General features: G+C 71.8%; 19 protein-coding genes. 10 read left to right on the top strand and 9 right to left on the bottom strand.

Features of this window, described 5'->3' with window-relative positions:
• The 3 genes from BA175_RS31485 to BA175_RS29005 form a co-directional block, all read right to left on the bottom strand.
• Window positions 1-1,107, bottom strand: a 1,107-nt coding sequence (locus BA175_RS31485) for a DUF5667 domain-containing protein (RefSeq protein WP_079159876.1), incomplete at its 3' end; no start/stop codon positions are given.
• Window positions 1,108-1,387: 280 nt separating this feature from the next.
• Window positions 1,388-2,170 carry an ECF subfamily RNA polymerase sigma factor, BldN family gene (locus BA175_RS29010; RefSeq protein ID WP_069174539.1) on the bottom strand — a complete coding sequence of 261 codons (783 nt, stop codon included), beginning with the start codon at window positions 2,168-2,170 and terminating at the stop codon, window positions 1,388-1,390.
• A 421-nt stretch (window positions 2,171-2,591) separates the two neighbouring features.
• Window positions 2,592-3,554 carry an HAD family hydrolase gene (locus BA175_RS29005; protein ID WP_069174538.1) on the bottom strand — a complete coding sequence of 321 codons (963 nt, stop codon included), beginning with the start codon at window positions 3,552-3,554 and terminating at the stop codon, window positions 2,592-2,594.
• Window positions 3,555-3,678: 124 nt separating this feature from the next.
• On the opposite strand from BA175_RS29005, the gene BA175_RS29000 reads away from it, so the two are divergent.
• The 6 genes from BA175_RS29000 to hemB all read left to right on the top strand — a co-directional run bounded on the left by BA175_RS29000 (window position 3,679) and on the right by hemB (window position 10,298).
• Entirely contained in the window at window positions 3,679-3,954 is a 276-nt protein-coding gene (locus tag BA175_RS29000) for a glutaredoxin family protein (RefSeq protein WP_069174537.1), read from the top strand.
• 305 nt (window positions 3,955-4,259) lie between these two features.
• Window positions 4,260-5,051: a redox-sensing transcriptional repressor Rex gene (locus BA175_RS28995; protein WP_069174536.1), complete on the top strand. Its 792-nt coding sequence runs from the start codon at window positions 4,260-4,262 to the stop codon at window positions 5,049-5,051.
• Window positions 5,048-6,538, top strand: coding sequence for a glutamyl-tRNA reductase (locus BA175_RS28990; RefSeq protein WP_069174535.1), 1,491 nt, complete (start codon window positions 5,048-5,050; stop codon window positions 6,536-6,538). Before BA175_RS28995 ends, BA175_RS28990 begins: the two co-directional genes overlap by 4 nt.
• Entirely contained in the window at window positions 6,535-7,521 is a 987-nt protein-coding gene (gene hemC / locus BA175_RS28985) for a hydroxymethylbilane synthase (RefSeq protein WP_069174534.1), read from the top strand. The genes BA175_RS28990 and hemC overlap by 4 nt, the downstream gene beginning before the upstream one ends.
• Window positions 7,518-9,185 carry a uroporphyrinogen-III synthase gene (locus tag BA175_RS28980; protein ID WP_069174533.1) on the top strand — a complete coding sequence of 556 codons (1,668 nt, stop codon included), beginning with the start codon at window positions 7,518-7,520 and terminating at the stop codon, window positions 9,183-9,185. Before hemC ends, BA175_RS28980 begins: the two co-directional genes overlap by 4 nt.
• Window positions 9,186-9,302: 117 nt before the next feature.
• The gene (gene hemB, locus BA175_RS28975) at window positions 9,303-10,298 is read left to right on the top strand and encodes a porphobilinogen synthase (RefSeq protein ID WP_069174532.1); all 996 of its coding nucleotides are present in this window, start codon (window positions 9,303-9,305) and stop codon (window positions 10,296-10,298) included.
• 522 nt (window positions 10,299-10,820) lie between these two features.
• On the opposite strand, the gene BA175_RS28970 is transcribed toward hemB, so the two are convergent.
• The 3 genes from BA175_RS28970 to BA175_RS28960 all read right to left on the bottom strand — a co-directional run bounded on the left by BA175_RS28970 (window position 10,821) and on the right by BA175_RS28960 (window position 12,951).
• Entirely contained in the window at window positions 10,821-11,171 is a 351-nt protein-coding gene (locus BA175_RS28970; RefSeq protein ID WP_069174531.1) for a hypothetical protein, read from the bottom strand.
• Between the two features lie 173 nt (window positions 11,172-11,344).
• Window positions 11,345-11,908 carry a dihydrofolate reductase family protein gene (locus tag BA175_RS28965; RefSeq protein WP_069174563.1) on the bottom strand — a complete coding sequence of 188 codons (564 nt, stop codon included), beginning with the start codon at window positions 11,906-11,908 and terminating at the stop codon, window positions 11,345-11,347.
• A gap of 278 nt (window positions 11,909-12,186) precedes the next feature.
• Window positions 12,187-12,951 (bottom strand): DUF4232 domain-containing protein, encoded by a 765-nt coding sequence (locus BA175_RS28960; RefSeq protein WP_069174530.1) that lies wholly within the window; start codon window positions 12,949-12,951, stop codon window positions 12,187-12,189.
• A 378-nt stretch (window positions 12,952-13,329) separates the two neighbouring features.
• Here BA175_RS28960 and BA175_RS28955 point away from each other — a divergent pair, with 378 nt between their 5' ends.
• From BA175_RS28955 to BA175_RS28945, 3 genes are all read left to right on the top strand, one after another.
• On the top strand, window positions 13,330-14,808 hold the full coding sequence (locus BA175_RS28955) for a helix-turn-helix domain-containing protein (protein ID WP_069174529.1): 1,479 nt from the start codon (window positions 13,330-13,332) through the stop codon (window positions 14,806-14,808).
• 65 nt (window positions 14,809-14,873) lie between these two features.
• On the top strand, window positions 14,874-16,067 hold the full coding sequence (locus BA175_RS28950; RefSeq protein WP_069174528.1) for a phospholipase D-like domain-containing protein: 1,194 nt from the start codon (window positions 14,874-14,876) through the stop codon (window positions 16,065-16,067).
• Window positions 16,068-16,156: 89 nt separating this feature from the next.
• Window positions 16,157-16,585 (top strand): hypothetical protein, encoded by a 429-nt coding sequence (locus BA175_RS28945; protein WP_069174527.1) that lies wholly within the window; start codon window positions 16,157-16,159, stop codon window positions 16,583-16,585.
• A gap of 67 nt (window positions 16,586-16,652) precedes the next feature.
• On the opposite strand, the gene argS is transcribed toward BA175_RS28945, so the two are convergent.
• A complete protein-coding gene (gene argS, locus BA175_RS28940; RefSeq protein ID WP_069174526.1) occupies window positions 16,653-18,422 on the bottom strand; it encodes an arginine--tRNA ligase in 1,770 nt (589 codons plus the stop codon).
• Between the two features lie 144 nt (window positions 18,423-18,566).
• Between argS and lysS the strand changes: the two genes are divergently transcribed.
• Window positions 18,567-20,318: a lysine--tRNA ligase gene (gene lysS, locus BA175_RS28935; protein ID WP_175420950.1), complete on the top strand. Its 1,752-nt coding sequence runs from the start codon at window positions 18,567-18,569 to the stop codon at window positions 20,316-20,318.
• An 88-nt stretch (window positions 20,319-20,406) separates the two neighbouring features.
• Here the strand turns inward: lysS and BA175_RS28930 are convergent, their stop codons facing one another.
• Both BA175_RS28930 and BA175_RS28925 read right to left on the bottom strand, forming a co-directional pair.
• Window positions 20,407-21,837, bottom strand: a complete 1,431-nt coding sequence (locus BA175_RS28930; RefSeq protein WP_069174524.1) for a DUF2637 domain-containing protein — start codon at window positions 21,835-21,837, stop codon at window positions 20,407-20,409.
• 181 nt (window positions 21,838-22,018) lie between these two features.
• A complete protein-coding gene (locus BA175_RS28925; protein ID WP_069174523.1) occupies window positions 22,019-22,876 on the bottom strand; it encodes a DUF3558 domain-containing protein in 858 nt (285 codons plus the stop codon).
• Between the last annotated feature and the right edge of the window lie 81 nt (window positions 22,877-22,957).

Raw genomic sequence — 22,957 nt, 5'->3', positions numbered from 1 at the left:
GGGATCGGCCTCGTCGCCGGGGGCGGACGGGGTGGCGCCTCCGGTGGGAAGGTCGTCGAGCAGGCCGTCGGTGCCGCCGTTGATCAGGCCCTCGGCCGGGCCGCCTCCGGAGCCGGACGGCTCGGGGGCCGTGCTGCCGTCCTTGCCGTGCGGCGCCGCCGGCGAGGAGGGCGCCGCGCCGGCCGGCCCCGAGGGGTTGCCGCCGGGATCCGGGGCGGCGGGCCGCTCTGCCTCGTCTCCGCTGTCCGGGGTGGGCGGCAGCAGGGCCTGGAGCGGTGCGACCTCCTGGTCCATGGCCTCGAACACGGAGCTGACCTTCTCGCCGATGTCGGTCAGCTGCACGGGCAGCCGGTCGCGGAGGCTGCTCCAGCTCGCGCGGTGCGAACGGGAGAAGGAGTCCAGCGTCCTGATCGGTCCGATGGCCCCGTCCCGGCGGTAGGCGGAGTGGAGCAGGCGGTGGCCCTCGGTGGCGTCCCGCGTCATGCGGTCGAGGGTGCGTCTGACCTCGCCGAGCGACTCGTGGTCCAGCTCGCCGGCGCGGGCACGCTCCATCAGCCGGCGGGCCTCGCTCAGGCGGGTCGACGCCTGGTCCAGGTAGGCCTCACCGCGGTCGGCGTCGCCGTCGGCCATGCCGAGCTGGAGGTCCTCCATGCCGCGCTTGAGCCCGTACAGCGAATCACCCGGCAGGGCGTCGGAACTGGCAGCGGCCACTCCGCCGAAGGCTCCCGCGGCCACTCCGACCGTGAGTCCGCCGGCGGTGAGGCCCTTCGCCCAGCGGGAGCGCGGACGCAGCTTCCGGAGCGGGGAGGCACGGTGTGCTCCCTTGCTCCGCTGTTCGGGCACCGTAGGGCCCGTGGACGCACCACCTTCGGCGAACATGGTTTCCATGGCGGCGACGAGCTGGGCTCGCTGCACCACTTTGACCTCGGGATCCAATTCCGGTCCCGGTAGCTCGCCGAGGCCGTTCGCCAGGGCCAACAGCGGTCCGTGGTCGGCCTGTTCGGCCGGCTCCTCGGGCTGTACGGCCGCCGCACCCTGGGGCGACTGCTCCTCCAGGGCCTGGGCGAAGGCGTTCGCCCGCCGGTGTGCCGAAACGTTTGCGATCACTGGCGGCACCTCCTCTCGTCATGACGGTCGACTCCCCTGAGGGTCCGGAAGGTTGCCCACCGGATGTTTTCCCACACGATCGAGCGAGTGGGTCCGGTCCGGGTGGTGACAGGGGGCCTGCATCCGGCACAACGAGGGGCGCGGCAGTTGGGTTACGGACGGAGAGCGATCCTGCGGTGTGTCACGAGCACGTCACTGGAGGTGACGAGAGGTCCCCTGGAGGGACCCCGCCGAGCGTGTCCGGGGGTCGGGAGGAGGATGGGCCGTGGGTGCGGTGGCCTCAGCGTGCGTCGTCGGGCAGGAGGCGGGCAAGGGTGCGGACGGCGCGGTACTGCAACGTCTTGATGGCGCCCTCGTTCTTTCCCATGACCCGGGCGGTCTCGGCGACCGAGAGGCCCTGCAGGAACCTCAGCGTGACGCACTCCTGCTGTTGCGGGTTGAGCCGCCGTACGGCCTGCAGCAGTGCGGCGTTGGAGAGGGACTCCAGGACGGAGTCCTCGGGGCTCCGCGCGACCTCGTTGGCGTCGAGCATCTCGCCGGTGGTCACTTCCAGTCGGAAACGACTGGATTTGAAGTGGTCGGCGACCAGGTTCCGGGCGATCGTGACCAGCCAGGCGCCGAAGTCCCGCCCCTGCCAGGTGAAGGTGGAGATGCGGCGGAGTGCGCGCAGGAACGTCTCGCTGGTGAGGTCCTCCGCTGTGGCCTTCCCTCCCACGCGGTAGTAGATGTACCGGTACACGGTGTCGCTGTACTGGTCGTACAGGCGGCCGAAGGCCTCGGCCTCACCGGCCTGCGCGCGCTCGACGAGGTCCATCATGCGCGCGCTGTCGCTGTCGGCTGTCGGACGGCGGACGGCGGACGTAGCCGTGGCCGTGGCGCCGCGGTTGCTGCGTCTTCCGACCGCCGCGCTGCGCTCGGCCAGCGCGTAGCAGGGGCCGGCAGGTGCAGGGGTGGCAAATGCGGGGGCGGCGTACGCGGTGGGGACGAAGCCGCGCAAGAGGTCGAGGACCGTTGCGCGCAGCGTAGCCAGGCCCGAGGTGTCAACCCCGACGTGTGGGTACACGGGACTCCCAGAGGCAGAGCTTCCATCACGTGCAGTTCGAAAACCGTCACCCGTGGTAGTGGGGGGCGGGCTCCTTGTGCGTCTGAGGAGAATAACGCTTCGTACAGGCGGTGCTACACCCAGTTGCTTAAATCACCGGTTACGTCGCTTCGGTAACCTCTAAGTGACGGTTCGGGCAGCAGATAGTGATCGATAATTGATCGATTTGCTTCGTCAACTGTCTGCGGAGGCGACGGGTTGTGGTCGTGCGTACGCAACGCGACTGGCCGGAGCGGTGGGTGCCGGAGACGGGCGAACCGCTCACGATCGGCTGTACGGCCCGGGCGTGGCCCGGCGGTCGTGCCTGCCGGGCGGCGCGTTCCGCCCGGCAGGGAGCGGTGGCCGGTGCGGATCGCCGGCGCGGGCGGCGGGCCGCCCCGGTTCAGCGGCGGCGGCGGTGCAGGGCGACCGCGGCGGCGGTGCCGCCGGCCAGCGCGCCGACTCCCGCGGCCGCCGGGATGCCGACCTTGGCGGCCTTGCGGCCCGTGCGGTAGTCGCGCAGCCGCCAGTCCAGGGCCCGGGCGTGCTTGCGCAGTTTGGAGTCGGGGTTGATCGCGTACGGGTGGCCGACCAGGGAGAGCATCGGGATGTCGTTGTGCGAGTCGCTGTAGGCGGCGCAGCGGTCCAGGTCGAGTCCCTCCGCCGCAGCCAGGGCGCGCACCGCCTCGGCCTTTGCCGGACCGTGCAGCGGTTCGCCGACCAGGCGGCCGGTGTAGACGCCGTCGACCGATTCGGCGACGGTGCCCAGGGCGCCGGTCAGGCCGAGGCGGCGGGCGATGATCGTGGCGGTCTCCACGGGGGCTGCCGTGACCAGCCAGACCTTCTGGCCCGCGTCGAGGTGGGCCTCGGCGAGGGCGCGGGTGCCGGGCCAGATGCGGTCGGCCATGTACTCGTCGTAGATCTCCTCGCCGATGGACATCAACTCGGAGACGCGGTGGCCCTTGACGATGGACAGGGCGCTGTCGCGGGCGTCCTGCATGTGTTCCGGGTCCTCGACGCCGGCCAGCCGGAACCACGCCTGCTGCCAGGCGAACCGGGTCAGTTCGCGGCGCTGGAAGAACTTCCGTTTGTACAGGCCCCTGCCGAAGTGGAAGAGCGCGGCGCCCTGCATCACGGTGTTGTCGAGGTCGAAGAAGGCGGCCGCCCGCTCGTCCCCGGCCACCGGGAAGGCCGGCTCGGCGGTCTCCTCGACGGCGGTCAGCAGTTCCAGGGCGTCGGCGGGGAGAGGGGACTCGTCGGCGGGGAGCGTCGCCTTCTGCGCGGCCTCGGCCGCGGCCTCGCCGGCCAGCACGCTCCGTGCCGTGGCGGGGCGCCTGCGGGGTGTGAGCCATCCAAGAGCGGCCATGGCGTGAGCATAACCATTCCGTTCGGCCGTTCCGGACCCGGCGGGATGCCGCGGTGTGAACTCTTCGGGGGCGTCATGTCGAACGGGTGACGGAGTCGGTGCCCGGTGGGCGCAGAATGGGGGCATGAGTGCCCTGTTGCGTCGTGCCAGGAAGAAGCCCGCGGACCGGGTGGTGACCCTCGTGGGGAAGCCCGGCTGCCATCTGTGTGACGAGGCGCGGACGGTGGTGAGCGCGGTCTGCGAGGAGACCGGCGCCTCGTGGACGGAGAAGGACATCACCCGGGACGAGGCCTTGCACAAGGAGTACTGGGAGCAGATTCCGGTGGTGCTGATCGATGGCGTACAGCACACGTTCTGGCGGGTGGACCCGGCGAGGCTGCGGGCGGCGCTGGGTGCGTAGCCCGCGTGGCGGTGCGCGGCGGGCGCTTCCCTGGCGGAACCCGGCTACCATTGTGGGCGTTTTGAGTGGTCTCGGGGGCGTGGACATGAGGAGTGTGTACCGCCTTGCCCCCTTCAGGCCTGCAACGGGCTGACGAGGTTCCTGGTTCCGGGTTCGCCCGAGGAATACGCGTGACCCCGGTCACTTTGACCGGACAAAACGGACACTATCTTTGTGCACGCGTTCACAAAGACATAGCCTGCTGTGGACGGGGCGGTCTTTGGACATACGGCCGCCTGCAGCCCCGCTCATCCCGCAGGAGCACCGTGGCAACTGGCCGAACTCACCGACCGGCGACCCGTAGCCGAGGAATTCCCGAGGCCACCGTCGCCCGGCTACCGCTGTATCTACGCGCACTGACGGCGCTCTCCGAGCGCTCGGTTCCCACGGTCTCCTCCGAGGAACTCGCCGCGGCGGCGGGAGTCAACTCCGCCAAGCTGCGCAAGGACTTCAGCTACCTGGGCTCCTACGGCACCCGCGGTGTCGGGTACGACGTCGAGTATCTCGTCTACCAGATCTCCCGCGAACTCGGGCTCACCCAGGACTGGCCCGTCGCCATCGTCGGCATCGGTAACCTCGGCGCCGCCCTCGCCAACTACGGGGGGTTCGCCTCCCGTGGGTTCCGCGTCGCCGCCCTGATCGACGCGGACCCCGCCATGACGGGTACGCCCGTCGCCGGGATCGCCGTCCAGCACACCGACGACCTGGACCGGATCATCAGTGACAACGGTGTGTCCATCGGCGTCATCACCACCCCGCCCGGTGCGGCCCAGCAGGTCTGCGACCGGCTCGTCGCGGCCGGGGTGACGTCCATCCTGAACTTCGCGCCCACGGTGCTCTCCGTGCCCGACGGCGTCGACGTGCGCAAGGTGGACCTCTCCATCGAACTCCAGATCCTCGCCTTCCACGAGCAGCGCAAGGCCGGCGAGGAAGCCGCTGCCGAAGGTGTCGCGGTCGTGGACGCCGACGCCGGAGCCGGGCAGGCGCCGCCCGTGCGCGCCACCCCCACCGGCCGGAAGGGACCCGACGGGGACATGCCCGCCGTGATGCCGGCATGAGCCTCCTGGTCGTAGGACTCAGCCACCGCAGCGCCCCCGTCTCCGTGCTGGAGCGGGCCTCGCTGCCGGCCGACGTCCAGATGAAGCTGCTGCAGGACACCCTCGCCGCGGAGCCCGCGACCGAGGCGGCCGTGCTGGCCACCTGCAACCGCATCGAGCTGTACGCGGACGTGGACAAGTTCCACGCCGGCGTGGCCGAGCTGTCCACGCTGCTCGCGCAGCACAGCGGGGTCGGGCTGGACGAGCTCACTCCGTATCTCTACGTGCACTACGAGGACCGTGCGGTCCACCACCTCTTCTCGGTGGCGTGCGGACTGGACTCGATGGTCGTCGGCGAGGGACAGATCCTCGGCCAGATCAAGGACGCGCTCGCCCTGGGCCAGGAGCTCCACACCGCGGGACGCCTGCTGAACGACCTCTTCCAGCAGGCCCTACGGGTCGGCAAGCGCGCCCACAGCGAGACCGGGATCGACCGGGCCGGGCAGTCGCTCGTCACGTTCGGCCTGGAGCAGCTCGCGGACGGCGCCGAGGTGACCGGGTGGGCCGCGGGCAAACGCGCCCTGGTGATCGGCGCCGGCTCGATGTCCTCCCTCGCCGCCGCCACCCTGGTGCGTGCCGGTGTCGCCGAGGTCGTCGTCGCCAACCGGACCCGGGCCCGTGCCGACCGGCTCGTCGAGATCCTCGGCCAGAGCGGTCGGAGCCGGGCGCGCGCCGTGGAGATGGGCGCGGTGGCGGGCGAACTGACACGTGCCGACGTCGTCGTCTCGTGCACCGGCGCGACCGGTCTCGTGCTGACCGCCGAGGCCGTCGCCGAGGCGCTCGGTGTCAGCTTCGACACCGCGGACCGGCCGGCCACGGCCCCGGCCGCCGTGCCCGCCGAGCTGGACCGGCACGCCGCCTGGGTGGAGAACGGAAGCGCTGCCGCGGCCGGCCCGGCGCGGCCCGTGCGCCGGGCACCCGCGCCGCCCCCGGCCACCGGTCCCGTACGGCTTCACCTCCTCGACCTCGCCATGCCGCGTGACATCGACGGAGCGGCCCACCGCGTCGACGGTGTGCGCCTCGTCGACATCGAGTCGCTCGCGGAGGCGTCCGCGGACGCCCCGATGGCCGCCGATGTGGACCGGGTGCGCACGCTCGTCGCCGAGGAGGTCGCCGCGTTCGGAGCCGCCCAGCGGGCCGCCCACATCACGCCGACCGTGGTCGCCCTGCGCACCATGGCCGCCGATGTGGTGGCCGGCGAGATCGCGCGGCTCGACGGACGCCTCCCCGACCTGGACGAGAAGCAGCGCGCCGAGATCACACAGACCGTGCGCCGCGTCGTCGACAAGCTCCTGCACGCGCCCACCGTGCGGGTCAAGCAGCTCGCCAGTGAGCCCGGCGGCGCCGGGTACGCCGACGCGCTGCGGGAACTCTTCGACCTCGACCCGCAGACGGTGGCCGCCGTCTCCCGGGCAGACCTGAACGACCCGAATAGAGGGCGGTCATGACCGACAACTCACCCCTGGGCGGGGAGACCACCGAGCCGCTCCGGCTCGGCACCCGGCGCAGCAAGCTCGCCATGGCGCAGTCCGGCATCGTCGCCGAGGCCGTCGGCGAGGTGACCGGGCGCGCCGTCGAACTGGTCGAGATCACGACGTACGGCGACATCTCCCGGGAGCACCTGGCGCAGATCGGCGGGACCGGCGTGTTCGTCGCCGCCCTGCGCGAGGCGCTGCTGCGCGGCGAGGTGGACTTCGCCGTCCACTCGCTCAAGGATCTGCCGACCGCACAGCCGGAGGGCCTCGTCCTGGCCGCCGTACCGCAGCGCGAGGACCCGCGCGACGTACTGGTGGCGCGGGACGGGCTGACCCTCGGGCAGCTGCCGTCCGGTGCCCGCGTCGGCACCGGTTCGCCGCGCCGGATGGCGCAGCTCAACGCGTACGCCCGGTCGCACGGCCTCGACATCGAGACCGTGGCGATCCGTGGCAACGTCGACACGCGTATCGGTTTCGTACGAAGCGGTGAGCTGGACGCGGTGGTTCTCGCCGCCGCCGGGCTCAGCCGTCTCGGACGGACCGGTGAGGTGACCGACTTCCTGCCGGTCGCCACCGTCCTGCCCGCTCCCGGTCAGGGAGCACTGGCGATCGAGTGCGCTGCGAGCAGCGCCGACCTCGCCGCAGCTCTCGCCGAGCTCGACGACCCGCACACCCGGGCCGCCGTGACCGCCGAGCGCGCCCTGCTCGCCGCCCTGGAGGCCGGCTGCTCCGCACCTGTGGGTGCGCTGGCCGACCTCCTGGTCGACGGGCAGACTGTCAACGAACTGCGCCTGCGCGGTGTCGTCGGTTCCCCCGACGGCACCAGCATGGTCCAGCTGTCCATCACCGGTTCCGTCCCCACGTCGCACGACGACGCGGCGGCCCTCGGTCGCGAACTCGCGGCCGAGATGCTTGCCAAGGGTGCGGCCGGTCTTATGGGGGAGCGAGCACTTTGAGCCCCACCGGCCCCGTCGTATCCGACTTCCCTGTCCTGCCCGCAGGGCACGTCACCTTCCTCGGCGCCGGTCCCGGCGACCCGGGACTGCTGACTCTTCGCGCTGTCGAGGCGCTCGCGAGCGCGGACGTCCTTGTGGCGGAACCCGACGTTCTCGACGTCGTTCGCTGCCATGCGCGGGCAGGGGTGAGCACGCCTGAGATGACGGTTGTTGACATGGCGTCAGCAGCCGCCGGGGTCCCCGTCCTCAGGGATGCCGCCAATCTTGTCATGGAGGCCGCCAAGGGCGGCAGGCGGGTCGTCCGTGCTGTCGCCGGCGACCCCGGTATGGACGGCGACACGGGTGCGGAGATGCTCGCCTGCGCCGCCGCGGGTGTGCCCTTCGAGGTGGTTCCCGGTGTGGCGAACGCCGTCGGCGTGCCCGCGTACGCCGGGGTGCCGCTGCGGGACGCGCAGGGCGCCGATGTGCGCTTCGTCGACGCCCGTAACGCCTCGGACCGCTGCTGGGCCGAGGTCGGCGCGAGCGACGCGACGGCCGTCGTGTCGGCGTCGCTCGACTCGGTGGGCGCGGCCGCCGGTGAGCTGGTCTCGGCGGGCCGCAAGCCCGACACCCCGCTCACGGTCACGATCGCGGGCACCACGACGCGCCAGCGGACCTGGACGGCGACCCTCGGGACGATCGCCCAGGTGCTGAAGCAGGCGAAGGTCCTTCCGTCGCCGGACGGGCACCAGCCGGTCATAGCCGTGGTCGGGGAGCGCAGCTCCGCCGCCCGGCGCGACCAGCTGGCGTGGTTCGAGTCCAAGCCGCTGTTCGGCTGGAAGGTGCTCGTGCCGCGTACGAAGGAGCAGGCGGCGTCGCTCTCCGACCAGCTGCGTTCGTACGGTGCGGTGCCCCACGAGGTGCCGACGATCGCCGTGGAGCCGCCGCGTACGCCCCAGCAGATGGAGCGCGCGGTCAAGGGCCTGGTGACGGGCCGCTACGAGTGGATCGCCTTCACCTCGGTGAACGCGGTGAAGGCCGTGCGGGAGAAGTTCGAGGAGTACGGGCTCGACGCCCGTGCCTTCGCCGGGATCAAGGTCGCGGCCGTGGGTGAGCAGACGGCGGCCGCGCTGATCGACTTCGGTGTGAAGCCGGACCTGGTTCCGTCGGGTGAGCAGTCGGCCGCCGGTCTGCTGGAGGACTGGCCGCCGTACGACCCGGTCTTCGACCCGATCGACCGGGTGTTCCTGCCGCGGGCGGACATCGCCACGGAGACGCTGGTGGCCGGGCTCATCGAGCTGGGCTGGGAGGTCGACGACGTCACCGCGTACCGCACGGTCCGCGCCTCGCCGCCGCCGGCCGACACCCGGGAGGCGATCAAGGGCGGCGGGTTCGACGCGGTGCTCTTCACCTCGTCCTCGACGGTGCGCAACCTGGTGGGCATCGCGGGCAAGCCGCACAACGTGACGGTGATCGCGTGCATCGGTCCGGCCACGGCGAAGACCGCGGAGGAGCACGGCCTGCGGGTCGACGTGCTGTCCCCGGAGCCTTCGGTGCACAAGCTGGCCCAGGCGCTGGCGGACTTCGGCGCGCAGCGCCGGGACGCGGCGAAGGAGGCCGGTGACCCGGTGACGCGGCCGAGCGAGCGCCGTCCTGGTGCGAGACGGCGCCGGACGACGACCTGACCGGCCGGAGCGGATGTGCGGGGCCCGGTCGCTTCCTTGCGGAGCGGCCGGCCCCCGCTGCTTTTTCCGGCCGGGCTGTCGGTAAACCGGTGATGTGTGCGGGTCTAGTCTCGAAGGATGACTGAGTACGGTAACTTCCCCGGCTCGCGGCCCCGCCGGCTGCGGACCACCCCCGTCATGCGCCGTATGGTCGCCGAGACCCGGCTCGACCCGGCGAACCTGATCCTGCCCGCGTTCGTACGCGAGGGTATCGACGCCCCGGTCGCCATCTCGGCCATGCCCGGCGTGCAGCAGCACACCCTGGACACGCTGCGGAAGGCCGCCGTCGACGCGGTCGCGGCCGGGGTCTCGGGGATCATGCTCTTCGGCGTACCGCTGGACGGGAAGAAGGACGCCCGGGGCACGGCGGGAACCGATCCGGAGGGCATCCTCCAGGCCGGCCTGCGAGCGGTCCGCAAGGAGGTGGGCGACGATCTCGTGGTCATGTCCGACCTGTGTCTGGACGAGTACACCGACCACGGCCACTGCGGGGTGCTGACCGAGGACGGTCGCGTCGACAACGACGCCACGCTGGAGCGGTACGCCGAGATGGCCCAGGTCCAGGCGGACGCGGGTGCCCACGTGGTGGGTCCGAGCGGGATGATGGACGGCCAGGTCGGCGTGATCCGCGACGCACTGGACCAGACGGGCCACGAGGACGTGTCGATCCTCGCCTACACCGCGAAGTACTCCTCCGCCTTCTACGGCCCGTTCCGTGAGGCGGTCGGCTCCTCGCTCAAGGGCGACCGCAAGACCTACCAGCAGGACCCGGCGAACATCCGTGAGTCGCTGCGCGAGCTGGCGCTCGACCTGGAGGAGGGCGCCGACATGGTCATGGTCAAGCCCGCCGGCCCGTACCTCGACATCCTGGCCAAGGTCGCCGAGTCGGTGGACGTGCCGGTCGCGGCGTACCAGATCAGCGGCGAGTACGCGATGATCGAGGCCGCCGCCGAGAAGGGCTGGATCGACCGCGATGCGGCGATCATGGAGAGCCTGCTGGGCATCCGGCGGGCGGGCGCGCGGATGATTCTGACGTACTGGGCGACGGAGGTCGCGCAGCGGCTCGGGCGCTGAGGCCGGGCGTCTCCGGGCATCCGGCCACCGCGGGCCTGACGACGACGTCCTGGCCGGGCCGGTGGTGCCCGACGAGCGGACCGGGCGGCGGGGGAGCGCGGCGTTCGTCGGTCCGGGTGCGGCCGAACGTGATGCCGAGGGCTGCCGGCCGCGGGGTGGTTCGCGCGTGGTGCGGACGCAGCCCGTCTCGTCGGTGCCCTGGTCGCAGGGCTGCCCGCCCAGGGCGGCTCACCGGTCGGCTTCGTCCGCCGCCGTCGCACGGACGGGAGCCCGCCCCAGGCGCCCGCCGCCCCGCCGCCGCCCCGCTGCCGCCCGGTGCCGGTCGGCCCGCCGGGCGAGCGACGGGGGGATGCGCCGGGCGCGGGGCACCCGGTCGGGCCGAGGTCCTGCGGCGGTCTCCGCCGCACCTGCCGGCCGTCTGAGCGCGGGGGCCGGAGGCCTCCGTCGCACTGCCCGCCGAACGGGATGTCCGTGCGCACGCCGGGGGACTCCGCGGCCTGCTCGACGCTCCCTGACGCCCGGTCAGGGCCAGTCGACGAGGCCCATGAAGGCGACGAAGGCGCACAGCACGACGGCGGGGGCGGCGCACGCGAGCAACACGCGGGCCGGATCGCGCCGTCGGCGCCAGGGCAGGGCCCAGCTCGCCACCAGCACGACCAGGGACAGCAGCAGGCCCACGCGGAGGACACCCCAGCCCACGGCGAACGAGTCGGTGAAGCGGTCGGCGGCGGCGCCGTTGCACGCGTCGCAGGCCATGGGGGAGAGCGCACCGTAGAAGAGCGCCGTCCCCGCTGCGGGCAGGGTGAGAAGTGTCGAGAGCAGGGGTGCGATCCAGGCGTGAGGGCTACGGGGATCGAGCAGGTCGTCGGGCATGTGTACGAGTCAACCGGGGTGGGCGAGCGGGCACATGGGCGCTCCTACTCAGTCCCACCGGAACGACCACGTCTCCTGGCCCACGAGGCACTTCTGGGCCCGCCGCCGTCGCTTCCGCCGGACGTGCCCCGTTCGTGTGGCTGCTCATCGTCGTCCTGGCGTGCGACGGACGCTCAGCGTCTCGTCTCGTACCTGGTGAGGATCACGCCGCAGGGAAGCGTCCGCGTCTCCACCAGGTTCAGGTTCACCCAGCTGTCCAGCACGGGGAAGAACGGTGTGCCGCCGCCCACCAGGACCGGCGCGGTGGCCAGCACGTACTCGTCGATCAGCCCGGCCCGCACGGCCGCTCCGGCGAGCGTCGCGCCGCCGATGTCCATCGGGCCGCCGTCCTCGGACTTGAGCCGGGCGATCTCGGCGACCGCGTCGCCGGTGACCAGGCGGGTGTTCCAGTCGACCTCGTCGGTCGTCGAGGAGAACACCACCTTCTCCCTGTCCCGCCAGCGGCGCGCGAACTCGATCTCCTGCGGGGTGGCGTCGGGCCGCTGGTCGCCGGTCGGCCAGTGGGAGCTCATCGTCTGCCACAGCTTGCGTCCGTACAGCGACAGGCCGGTCGCCTGCAACCGGTCGGACCAGAACTGGAACAGCTCGTCGCTCGGCACGCTCCATCCGATGTCGTCGCCGGGCGCGGCGATGTAGCCGTCCAGGGACAGGTTCATGCCGTAGGTCAGTTTCCGCATGGGCTCCAGCCTTCCGCACCCCGGTCTCACGCGTACGGACCGGCGCGCGGGAAGCCACCGCCGTCGGCAGAGGGCGGTGGCACAGGAGGTGGTCCGGACGCGCGTGCGGTGCACGAGCCGGTGGCCGTCCGGGTTCTCCATGGCGACCCCGAGGCGTTCTCGTTTTCCGTACGGATGCGGGGACAGGGCCGGGGGCGTGCCGCCGTGAACGCCCGCAGCCACGCCGGGATCGGTCACCAGGCGTGGCTGCGCGGAGGACGGGGCTCCCGGGGGTGGGATCAGTACATCAGGGCGTCGTCCATCTCCGTCTGCCAGTAGGTGACGGCCAGGGTGCTGTCGACGTAGACCGGCTTGGCGAGCGGGACGCGCGCCGAAGTGCCGGTGGAACCGGAGCCCTCACGGCCCTGGAAGCTGACCGTCAGGTCCTTCGTGGAGTAGCCGCCCGTGCCGCTTCCGTCGGCGGAGGAGGTCATGACGCCGGAGTAGGCGGACTCCCCGGGGCTGAGGGTGACCACGGCCTGCGGCTTGCTGTCCTCGAAGACGTCGGGGACGGCCTGTGCCTCGCCGAACCGCAGGAACGGGTAGTAGTAGGCGTTGCAGGCCTTCGAGCCGGTGTTCGTCACGGTGAGCAGCATGTGGTTGACGGGGCGGGTGACCGCGGTGAGCGTCACCTTGGTGTTCCCGCCGTGACACGCGAGGGTGACGGGACCGCTGTCGCTGCCGGTGCCCTTCGGCCTGCTCGCGACGGGCTGGGCGTGGGCCGATCCGGAACCGGATCCCGAGCCCGAACCGGAACCCGAGTCGGAGCTCGCGGCGGAGTCCTGACCGGCGTTGCCCGAAGCCGAACCGGTGGAACCCTTGCCCTGGTCGGCAGGCGCCTCGCGGCCGGCCGGCGGCTGCTCGGACGGGGCGGCGGCCGCCGGGGCGGAGCTGTCCGCCGCCTGGCCGTCCTGCTGACAGGCGGTCAGTGTGACCGCGGCCAGCAGTGCGGCGGTGGCGAGGGCGGAGGTGCGGGCGGCGCGGCGGACGTGACGGTTGCGCATGAGGTGGTTCTCCCCGTTCAGAAGGTCGGTCGTGCCCGGGGCGCCGCTTTGGCGCACCGGGCCGTGCTGGATGTACTGGACAATGACGAGTGGTCAGAGGTGGCACAGGAGCGTGACGACGGTCGCTGTGGAGGCGATCAGCACTCCTGTGGCGACCGCGTCCGTCAGGCTCAGTCCGAAGCGGGTACGCACTGCGTCTCCCGGGGTGGACGAGGGTGGGGCCGGCGGTGTGCCCCCATCCTGTCCGGCGCTGGAAGCCGGGGGCAACGGCTCCTGGCCGGCATGGGACGGTGGAACGGCGAAACACCCTCTGACCTGCGCAGACAAGTCCTCCCTGGAACGCGTTCCCGGGACGGATCAGAGGGAGGAACGGTCGGGGTGGGTACCGAGATCCAGGATTTCGCGGCAGAGCTGAGTGGGCTCAAGGAGCGTTCCGGGCTGAGTTACGGAGCGCTCGCCCGGAAGCTGCACATGAGCACGTCGACGGTCCACCGGTACTGCAACGGCGACGCCGTGCCGCCTGACTACGCGCCGGTCGAACGCTTCGCCCGGGTGTGCCGGGCGACTCCCGACGAACTCGTCGGACTGCACCGGAAATGGATCCTGGCCGACGAAGCGAAGCGGCGGGGGGCGCGGAAGGCGGGGGCAGGTGCCGCGGCCGAGCCCGCCGCCGCAGCGGAGCCCGGCCCCGGCCCGTCGGAGAGCGTCACCCGCCACGAGGAACCGGAGCCCGAACCGGAGCCCGAACCGGAGTCCACGCCGGAACCAGAACCGGAACCGGTCCCGGAAGGGGCGCAGGACGCGGGGCGGGGTGCGGTACGGGAATCCGGTCCCCGGCCGGTCGAGGGTCCGGTCTCAGGGCCCGCACCCGGGGACGTCGAGGCTGCCGAGGAGTCGCGCGCGCCGGCCGGGGCGGAGCCCGCCCGGCGGCCCTCCCGGCGCCGGCGTGTTCTGCTCGCCGCGGTGGCCCTCGTCGCGCTCACCGTGCCCGCCGCCCTCGTCGTCCGCGGCCTGACGCACGACGTCGACGGCTTGGGACGTACCGAGGCCGCGGACGTGACCGTCCCGGTCGTCCCGAGCGTCAGTGGGAACGGGAGCCGTACCGCCGGCGTGTCCGCGACGCCCAGCCCGCCGGTCTCCCCGTCGGCCGGCGACAGCCCTTCCGCCTTTCCCTCGTCCCCTTCCTCCGCCTCCGCCGGAGCCCCGGCGCGGCAGGGCGGCGGGGCGGACGGGCGGGGCGTCCCCGTGAGCGCCGTCATCAGCTCGTACAACTGGGAGTCGCCCTGCGGGCAGTACTACCTGCTCGACCGTGACCCCGGCACCGTGCCGCCACCGCCCGCGCCCCAGGACACCCGCAGCTGGGCGAGGGCGCTCGGCGGTGTGGACGGGGGCGACATGCTGCTCGAACTCACCCTCCAGGGGACGTCGCGGGAAGCGGTGGTGCTCAAGGACCTGCATGTGCGGGTCGTGGGGCGCGAACCGGCGCTCACCTGGCCCGCGTTCTCGATGGGGGACGGCTGCGGCAGCGGTATCACGCCGCAGACCTTCGACATCGACCTGGACGAGAACCTGCCGCGCTCACGGCCGGTCGCGGGGCAGCACGGCGACGTCGTCGTACCGGCCAAGGACTTCCCGTACCGGGTGAGCTCCACGGACGTGGAGGTGTTCGACCTCGACGCCCATGTGGAGGGCCACGACGTGACCTGGTACCTGGAGCTGGAGTGGAGCAGTGGCGGCCGCAGCGGGACCCTGCGCATCGACGACAACGGCAAGCCGTTCCGTACGAGCAGCCTCACGGGCCGGCCGGAGTACCGCTACCGGCCGGACACGGCCCGCTGGGAGGAGCCCGAACTCTGATCGGCTGCGGAGGGGTGCGGAGTACAGTCGGAGAACTCCCATTTTCTCCCTTCGGCAGGTGCCCCATGTTCAGTGACACAGACCACAGACCGGAATCCGGTTACCCCGAGCGCATCCTGCGGTTGCGGCGACGGCTGGAGCGGCTGATCGGTATCGCCGCCACGGAGGGCAACGCTCTGCTCCCGCTCCACAACGGGGACGAGATATTCGCCGCGATGCTCGGCGCGATCCGTGACGCCGAGCACACCGTGGACATGATGACGTTCGTGTACTGGCGCGGTGACATAGCCCGCGAATTCGCCGAGGCGCTGTCGGAGCGGGCCCGCGCCGGGGTGCGGGTGCGGCTGCTTCTGGACGGCTTCGGCAGCCGGCTGATCGAGAAGGACCAGTTGGCGACGATGGACGCGGCCGGCGTGGAGGTGGCGTGGTTCCGCAAGCCGCTGTACCTGTCGCCGCTCAAGCAGAACCACCGCTGCCACCGCAAGGTGCTCATCACCGACGAGGAGACGGCGTTCACCGGCGGGGTGGGAATCGCCGAGGAATGGTGCGGCGACGCCCGGAACGAGCACGAGTGGCGCGACACCCACGTGCAGGTGCGCGGCCCCGCGGTGGACGGTCTCGCCGCCGCGTTCGCCCAGAACTGGGCCGAGTGCCACGCGGAGCTGTTCACCGAGCGTGACCGGTTCATCGAGCTGCGTCCGCAGGGCGATGCGATCGTGCAGGTGGTGCGTGGTTCGGCCAGCTTCGGGTGGCAGGACATGCAGACCCTGCTCAGGGTGGTCATGGAATCCGCCGAGGAGCGGGTGCGGCTCACCACGGCGTACTTCGCACCCGACGACTACTTCGTGGAACTCCTCTGTGCCACGGCGGGGCGGGGGGTGACCGTGGAGATCCTGCTGCCCGGCCCGCACACGGACAAGCGGGTGTGCCAGCTGGCGGGCCAGCACCACTACGAGGAGCTCATCGGCTGCGGTGTGAAGATCTACGAATACCAGCCGACGATGATGCACACGAAGTCACTGACGGTGGACCGGGTGGCCTCGCTGATCGGCTCGACGAACTTCAACCGGCGCTCGCTCGACCACGACGAGGAAGTGATGCTCGCCGTGCTGGACCAGGAGTTCACCGCGGTCCTGGACGGTCACTTCGAGGAGGACCTGACGAGGAGCGAGCTGATCGAGGGCGGCCGGTGGAAGCGCCGCTCCCCGGTGCAGCGGGCGCGCGAGGCCGCCGTCCTGCCGATCCGCCGCTGGCTGTGACGGACGCGTCCCGGCGCTTCGGGTGTGCCGGCCCCGGCGGGGGGCATACGGGCCTTCACCTGCCGTCCGTCAGGTGAAGGGAGTGCGCCATGAGCGAGTCCGTCCAGGCACCACCGGAAGCGGCTGCGGTGATCACGGAGCCGGTGCCCGACCTGCAGCTGCAACTGCTGATCCAGCTGCTGGACAGAGAGCTGCGGTCCAGTCTGCCGATCACCCTGACCCTCACCGGCGGTGTGCTCCACGGGGACGTGATCGGTCACGAGGCGTGGAAGGCCGACTGGGCGAGGAGTCTGCGCCAGGTCGAGGGCGAGGGCGCCAACCTGATCGCGGAGTTCCCCGAGAGCGTGGACCAGGGAATCCGGGAGCTGGTCGCGGGTGAGGGAGCGGGGCACCTGCCGCGCTGGATCCACCTGAGGGACGTCACGCTCCTCCTCGGCGGCACGGGAACGCTGCACCTGCCCCTGTGGCGCGGGCGGCTGGCGGACGTGTCGGGATGGGCGCTGGGCCGGCCCCAGTAGGACGTCGGGCCGCCGGGTGCGGGGCCCGGCACGCGAGGTGCCGGGCCGCAGGCCGACGGACGGCGCGTCAGAGGCGCTCGGGCGTCCTGATGCCGAGGAGCCGCATGCCCTGGTGCAGGGTGCGGGCGGTGAGTTCGACGAGGAACAGCCGGTTCTCGACGACCTCCGCCGGATTGTCCTCGCTCAGGACCTGGCACTGGTCGTAGAACGTGGTGAGGTGCGAGGCCAGCTGGTACAGGTACGCCGCGAGCTTGTGCGGCTCGTACCCCTGGGCGACGTCGGCGAGGACCTCGCCGAACTGATCCAGGTGCAGGCCCAGCGCGCGCTCGGCCTGTGCCAGTTCCAGCTCCGGGTGCGCGGCCGGCCTCGCCTCGCCCGCCTTGCGCAGGATGGAGCGGATCCGGGCGTAGGCGTACTGGAGGTACACCGAGGTGTCGCCGTTCAGCGACACCATCTGGTCCAGGTCGAACTTGTAGTCCCGCACGGCCGAGGTCGAGAGGTCCGCGTACTTCACGGCGCCGACGCCGACGTACCGGCCGTTCTCGGCGATCTCCTCCTCGGAGAGGCCCACCTTCCCGGCCTTCTCGCGCACCACGGCGGTGGCCCGCTCGACGGCCTCGTCCAGCAGGTCCTCCAGCCGGACGGTGGTGCCCTCACGGGTCTTGAACGGCTTGCCGTCCTTGCCGAGGACGGTGCCGAAGGCCAGCTGGTGCGCCTTCACGTCCTCGTTCAGCCAGCCGGCGCGGCGGGCCGTCTCGAAGACCATCTTGAAGTGCAGGGACTGCCGGGCGTCCACCACGTAGAGCAGGGTGTCGGCCCCGAGGTTCCGGACGCGGTCCCGGATCGCGGAGAGGTCGGTGGCGGCGTAGCCGTAGCCGCCGTTCGACTTCTTGACGATGAGGGGGACCGGGTTGCCGTCCGGGCCCTTCACGTCGTCGAAGAAGACGCACAGCGCACCCTCGGAACGGACGGCGACGCCCGTCTCCTCCAGGATCCGGCAGGTCTCCTCGAGCATGTCGTTGTAGCCCGACTCGCCGACGATGTCGGGGTCGTCGATCTCCATGTCGAGCTTGTCGAAGACGGAGTAGAAGTAGATCTTCGACTCGTCGACGAAGCGCTGCCAGTGCGCCAGGGTCTCGGGGTCGCCGGCCTGGAGGGCCACCACACGGTCACGGGAGCGGGCCTTGAACTCCTCGTCGGAGTCGAAGAGGACCCGCGACGCCTTGTAGACGCGGTTGAGGGACGACATCGCCGCCTCGCCGTCCGCCTCGTCACCCTCGTGCTTCAGCTCGCCCGGGTGCTCGAAGAGGTACTGGATGAGCATGCCGAACTGCGTGCCCCAGTCGCCGATGTGGTGGCGCCTGATCACCTTCTCGCCGGTGAACTCCAGGATCTGGACCATGGCGTCACCGATGACGGCCGACCGGAGGTGGCCGACGTGCATCTCCTTGGCCACGTTCGGCTGGGCGTAGTCGATCACGGTCGTGCCCGGGGCGGACTTCTCCGGGACGCCGAGCCGGTCGCCGTCGGCGGCACGTGCGGCGAGCGTCGTGGTGATCGCCCGGTCGGTGAGCGTCACGTTGAGGAAGCCGGGGCCGGAGACCTCGATGTCCTTGATGAGCTCACCCGCCGGGAGGGCGACCGTGACCTGGGCGGCCAGCTCCCGCGGGTTGCCCTTGAGCTTCTTGGCGAGCGCGAGGATGCCGTTGGCCTGGAAGTCGGCCCGCTCGCTTCGTCGCAGCAGCGGGTCCGCGGCGCCGGCCTCCGGCAGAGCTGCCGTCAGGGCGTCCGCGAGCTGCTGCTGGAGCGTGGAAGCGAGGGAGGGGACCGAAGCCATGAGCGGCTGCCGTTTCCGTAGGGGGCGAAGGATCACCCCAGTATCCCACGGGGTGCAAAGCCGTTTTCGCGCTGCGGGTGGCACCTGGGAGAATGGGGGTGCCCCTGACGGGGTGCCCCTACGAGTCCTACACGAGAGAAGGACGTGCCGACCGTGGCTTCGAGTCAGAGCAGCACCGAGACCGACTGGGTCTCCCGCTTCGCGGACGATGTCATCGCCGAATCGGAGCGACGTGCGCCTGGCAAACCGGTCGTCGTCGCGTCCGGCCTCTCCCCCTCGGGCCCGATCCACCTGGGCAACCTCCGCGAGGTCATGACGCCGCACCTGGTCGCCGACGAGATCCGCCGTCGCGGCCACACCGTGCGTCACCTGATCTCCTGGGACGACTACGACCGCTACCGCAAGGTGCCGAACGGCGTCGCGGGCGTCGACGGGTCCTGGGCCGAGCACATCGGCAAGCCGCTGACCTCGGTGCCCGCGCCGGCCGGGTCGGCGTACCCGAACTGGGCGGAGCACTTCAAGGCCGCCATGACCGAGGCGCTGGACGAGCTCGGCGTGGAGTACGACGGCATCAGCCAGACCGAGCAGTACCTGGCGGGCACGTACCGCGAGCAGATCCTCCACGCGATGCGGCACCGCGCCGACATCGACGCCGTCCTGGACCGCTACCGCACCAAGAAGGACGGGCCCGCGGGCGGAGGGAAGAAGCAGCAGAAGAAGGTGGACGAGGCCGAGCTGGAGGCCGCCGAGGGCTCCGGCGCGGCGAGCGAGGACGACGGCAGCTCGAACACGGCCGGCTACTTCCCGTACAAGCCCTACTGCGGCAACTGCGAGAAGGACCTCACGGTCGTCACCGCCTACGACGACGACACGACCGAGCTGAACTACACCTGCTCGGCCTGCGGCTTCGCCGAGACGGTCCGGCTGAACGAGTTCAACCGCGGCAAGCTCGTCTGGAAGGTCGACTGGCCGATGCGGTGGGCCTACGAGGGCGTGATCTTCGAGCCCAGCGGGGTGGACCACTCCTCGCCCGGTTCCTCGTTCGTCGTCGGCGGACAGATCGTGCGGGAGGTGTTCGGCGGTGTCCAGCCGATCGGCCCGATGTACGCCTTCGTCGGTATCTCCGGCATGGCGAAGATGTCCTCCAGCAAGGGCGGTGTGCCGACCCCGGCCGACGCGCTGAAGATCATGGAGGCGCCGCTGTTGCGCTGGCTCTACGCGCGCCGCAAGCCCAACCAGTCCTTCAAGATCGCCTTCGACCAGGAGATCCAGCGGCTCTACGACGAGTGGGACTCGCTGGGCCGCAAGGTGGCCGACGGCTCGGTGCTGCCCGCCGACGCCGCCGCCTACGCCCGTGCCGTCGGTACGGCCGCCGGTGAGCTGCCCGCCACGCCGCGCCCGCTGCCGTACCGGACGCTCGCGTCCGTCGTGGACATCACGGCCGGTGCCGAGGACCAGACGCTGCGGATCCTGAGCGAGCTGGACCCGGAGAACCCGCTGACCTCGCTCGACGAGGTACGGCCCCGGCTGGACCGCGCCGAGAACTGGATCTCCACCCAGGTCCCGGCGGAGGCCCGCACGATCGTCCGTGACGAGCCGGACAAGGAGCTGCTCGGCTCCCTGGACGAGCAGGGCCGCGAGTCGCTGCGGCTGCTCCTGGAAGGACTCGACGCGCACTGGTCGCTGGACGGGCTGACCACGCTCGTCTACGGCGTGCCGAAGGTGCTGGAGGGCCTGGAGCCCGATGCCGGTCCCACGCCCGAACTGAAGGTCGCCCAGCGGTCCTTCTTCGCGCTGCTGTACCGGCTGCTCGTCGGCCGGGACACCGGGCCGCGGCTGCCCACACTGCTGCTCGCGGTGGGTGCGGACCGGGTCCGCAGGCTCCTCGGCGCGTAACCCGCAGCCCGGGACACCGCCGGGCGGGCCGTTCGACGGCCCGCCCGGTTCTCCTTGTCCGCGTACCGCGCTCCCCCCGCGCGCTGCGTCACGCGATGTGGTCGGCGGACATCTCGTTGTCGAACCGCTGCCGGAAGCCCGGCAGCAGGCGGCGCAGGAGGGCGCCGCTGCGGGGGTGGCGGACGTTGTGGCCGTCGGCGAGGTGGATGTCGAGCACCGCGGCATTGGGATAGGCCTGGTGCTGGTGGGTGTAGGCGGCGAACACCTCGTAGGCGATCTCGCCGAACTCGGCCTCCGCCGCGGCCCATTCCGCCTCCTGCTGGGCGTCCCGGGGCTGCTCCGGCTCCGGAGGGGCCTGCTGCTCCGGAGCCGGACGGGCCGGCTGCGCCGTCTCGGCCCGCTGCTCCCGCGGGTCCTGCTCCGCGGCCGGGCCGGGCTGCGGTTCGGCGGCCCGGGGGTGCGGGAACGCGCCGATGGTGCCCACGTTGCCGAGCGGGCGGGTACGCCCGGGCCCGGACGGGATCTGTACCGGGGTGGGCTCCAGGCCCTCGACGTACGTCGGGTTGTACGCACTCTCGTAGGCGTCGTCCGGCACCTGGGGAGCCGCGAACCACGGGCTGTCGTGGGAGCCGGGGCCCTCCTCGGGCCGCTCCCCCTCGTGCGCCCGGTCCTGCTGGTCGGCCGGCCGGCTCTGCTGGTGCTGCTCGTCGAGCAGGGGCTGCCGCCGGTGGTGTTCCGGCTGCGGTCCTCCGTCCCCCTGCTGCGGGGCGTACGCGAGCTGCGGCGCCTCCTGCCGGGGCTCCACCGCGGGCGCGGGCGGCAGGAGGGCGGGCTCGATGCCCGCGGCGGCGAGGCCCGCCGGAGCGGTCTCGGCGAGCGGGACGCCGTACTTCGCCAGGCGCAGCGGCATCATCGACTCGACGGGCGCCTTGCGGCGCCAGTTGCGGCCGAACCGGGCCTGCAGACGGGCCTGGTAGATCAGCCGGTCCTGTTCGAGCTTGATGACCTGCTCGTAACTGCGCAGCTCCCACAGCTTCATGCGCCGCCACAGCTTGAAGGTGGGGACGGGGGAGAGGAGCCACCGGGTGAGGCGGACGCCCTCCATGTGCTTGTCCGCCGTGATGTCCGCGATCCGGCCCACGGCGTGGCGGGCGGCCTCGACCGAGACGACGAACAGCACGGGGATCACCGCGTGCATGCCGGTGCCCAGCGGGTCGGGCCAGGCGGCGGCGCCGTTGAAGGCGATCGTCGCCGCCGTCAGCAGCCACGCCGTCTGGCGCAGCAGCGGGAACGGGATGCGCATCCAGGTCAGCAGGAGGTCCAGCGCGAGCAGGACGCAGATACCCGCGTCGATGCCGATCGGGAAGACCAGCGAGAACTGGCCGAACCCCTTCTCCTCCGCCAGTTCGCGCACGGCGGCGTACGAGCCCGCGAATCCGATCGCGGCGATGAGTACCGCACCGGCGACCACGACCCCGATGAGTACTCGGTGTGTGCGTGTCAGCTGCATCGCGGCCACCCGCTGTCCCCTCCCGACTTCGTTGGACCGGCCCCCGTTTCGGCATCCGGCGCGCCACAGCCTGGCACATGCATGCGAGGCGTGGTGCGTGGGGAGGGGGCGGAGCCCGGGCCGCCAGGGCGGTCCGGGCTCCGTGGAAGTGCCGCTGCGCAGGGGTGTTCGCGTCCCTGCGGTCTCCGGTCTACGACTTCGCGGTCGCCCTGACGGACGTCTTGCCCGTCGACTTCGCCGTCGTCCTGCCGGACGACGTGGCCGGCGTCCTGCCGGCGGCGGTGTCCGACTCCTTCGCCGACGACGTGGGGGAGGCCGGGGCCGAAGGCGTGCCGGCGGAGGGCGCACCGGCGGCGTCCACCGCCGCGACGGCTTCCTCGGCGGCCTTCCGGGCGTCCTTCAGGATGTCTCCGGCGTCGGGGGTCTTCGCTCCGGCGTAGCCGGCACCGTTGTAGGTGAGGCTGACGACGACGTTGCCCGTACGGGCCAGGACGGTCGCGTACTTGAAGTCCTCACCCGTCTTGGTGAGGTCGTAGGTGACGGTCGTGGCCTGCTCGCCGATGCCGGGGGTGGCGGTGGCGGCCACCTTCTTGGCGCCCTCGGCCGCCTGCGCCTTCGCGACCTGCTTGGTGTACTCCTCCGTCGCCCGCCGGGCACCGCTGCCCAGGGACTGGTCGGACTCGAACCGGGTGAAGCCGACGTCCAGCCAGCGGTACTGCGAGCCCTTGACGCCGTTGTCGTCCAGGCCGTTCCAGGAGCAGCTGCCGCGGGTCGCGGTGTCGCTCGACTTGCCGGGCGTGCCGCCCTTGTTCTTCGTCTTCGGGACCAGGGACTCGACCGTCTTCCGGCCGATCGACGTGCAGGCGTCCGGGAGGCGGGCGTACTTGGCGGCCTCGACGGTCGGTTCCGTCTTCGTCGCGCTCGGCGCGGGGGAGGAGGCCGAGTCCTTGGCGTCGCCGGAGTCCGACGAACAGCCGGCGACGACGAGTATCACCGGTACGGCGGCGCAGGCGAGTATGCGGGACAGTCGCGGGGCTGATCGGTGCATGGTTCCTTCACTCGGGCGGTACGGCGGTCTCGGTCGTGCGGGCGGTCGGCTGTGCGTCGTTCCGGCTGCGGGGCACTCCCG

The sequence above is a fragment of the Streptomyces griseus genome, from assembly GCF_001715295.1.
Lineage (GTDB): Bacteria > Actinomycetota > Actinomycetes > Streptomycetales > Streptomycetaceae > Streptomyces > Streptomyces griseus_G.
The sequence above is the reverse complement of the archived record's forward strand: the minus strand, read 5'-3'. Positions and strand labels throughout refer to the sequence as shown.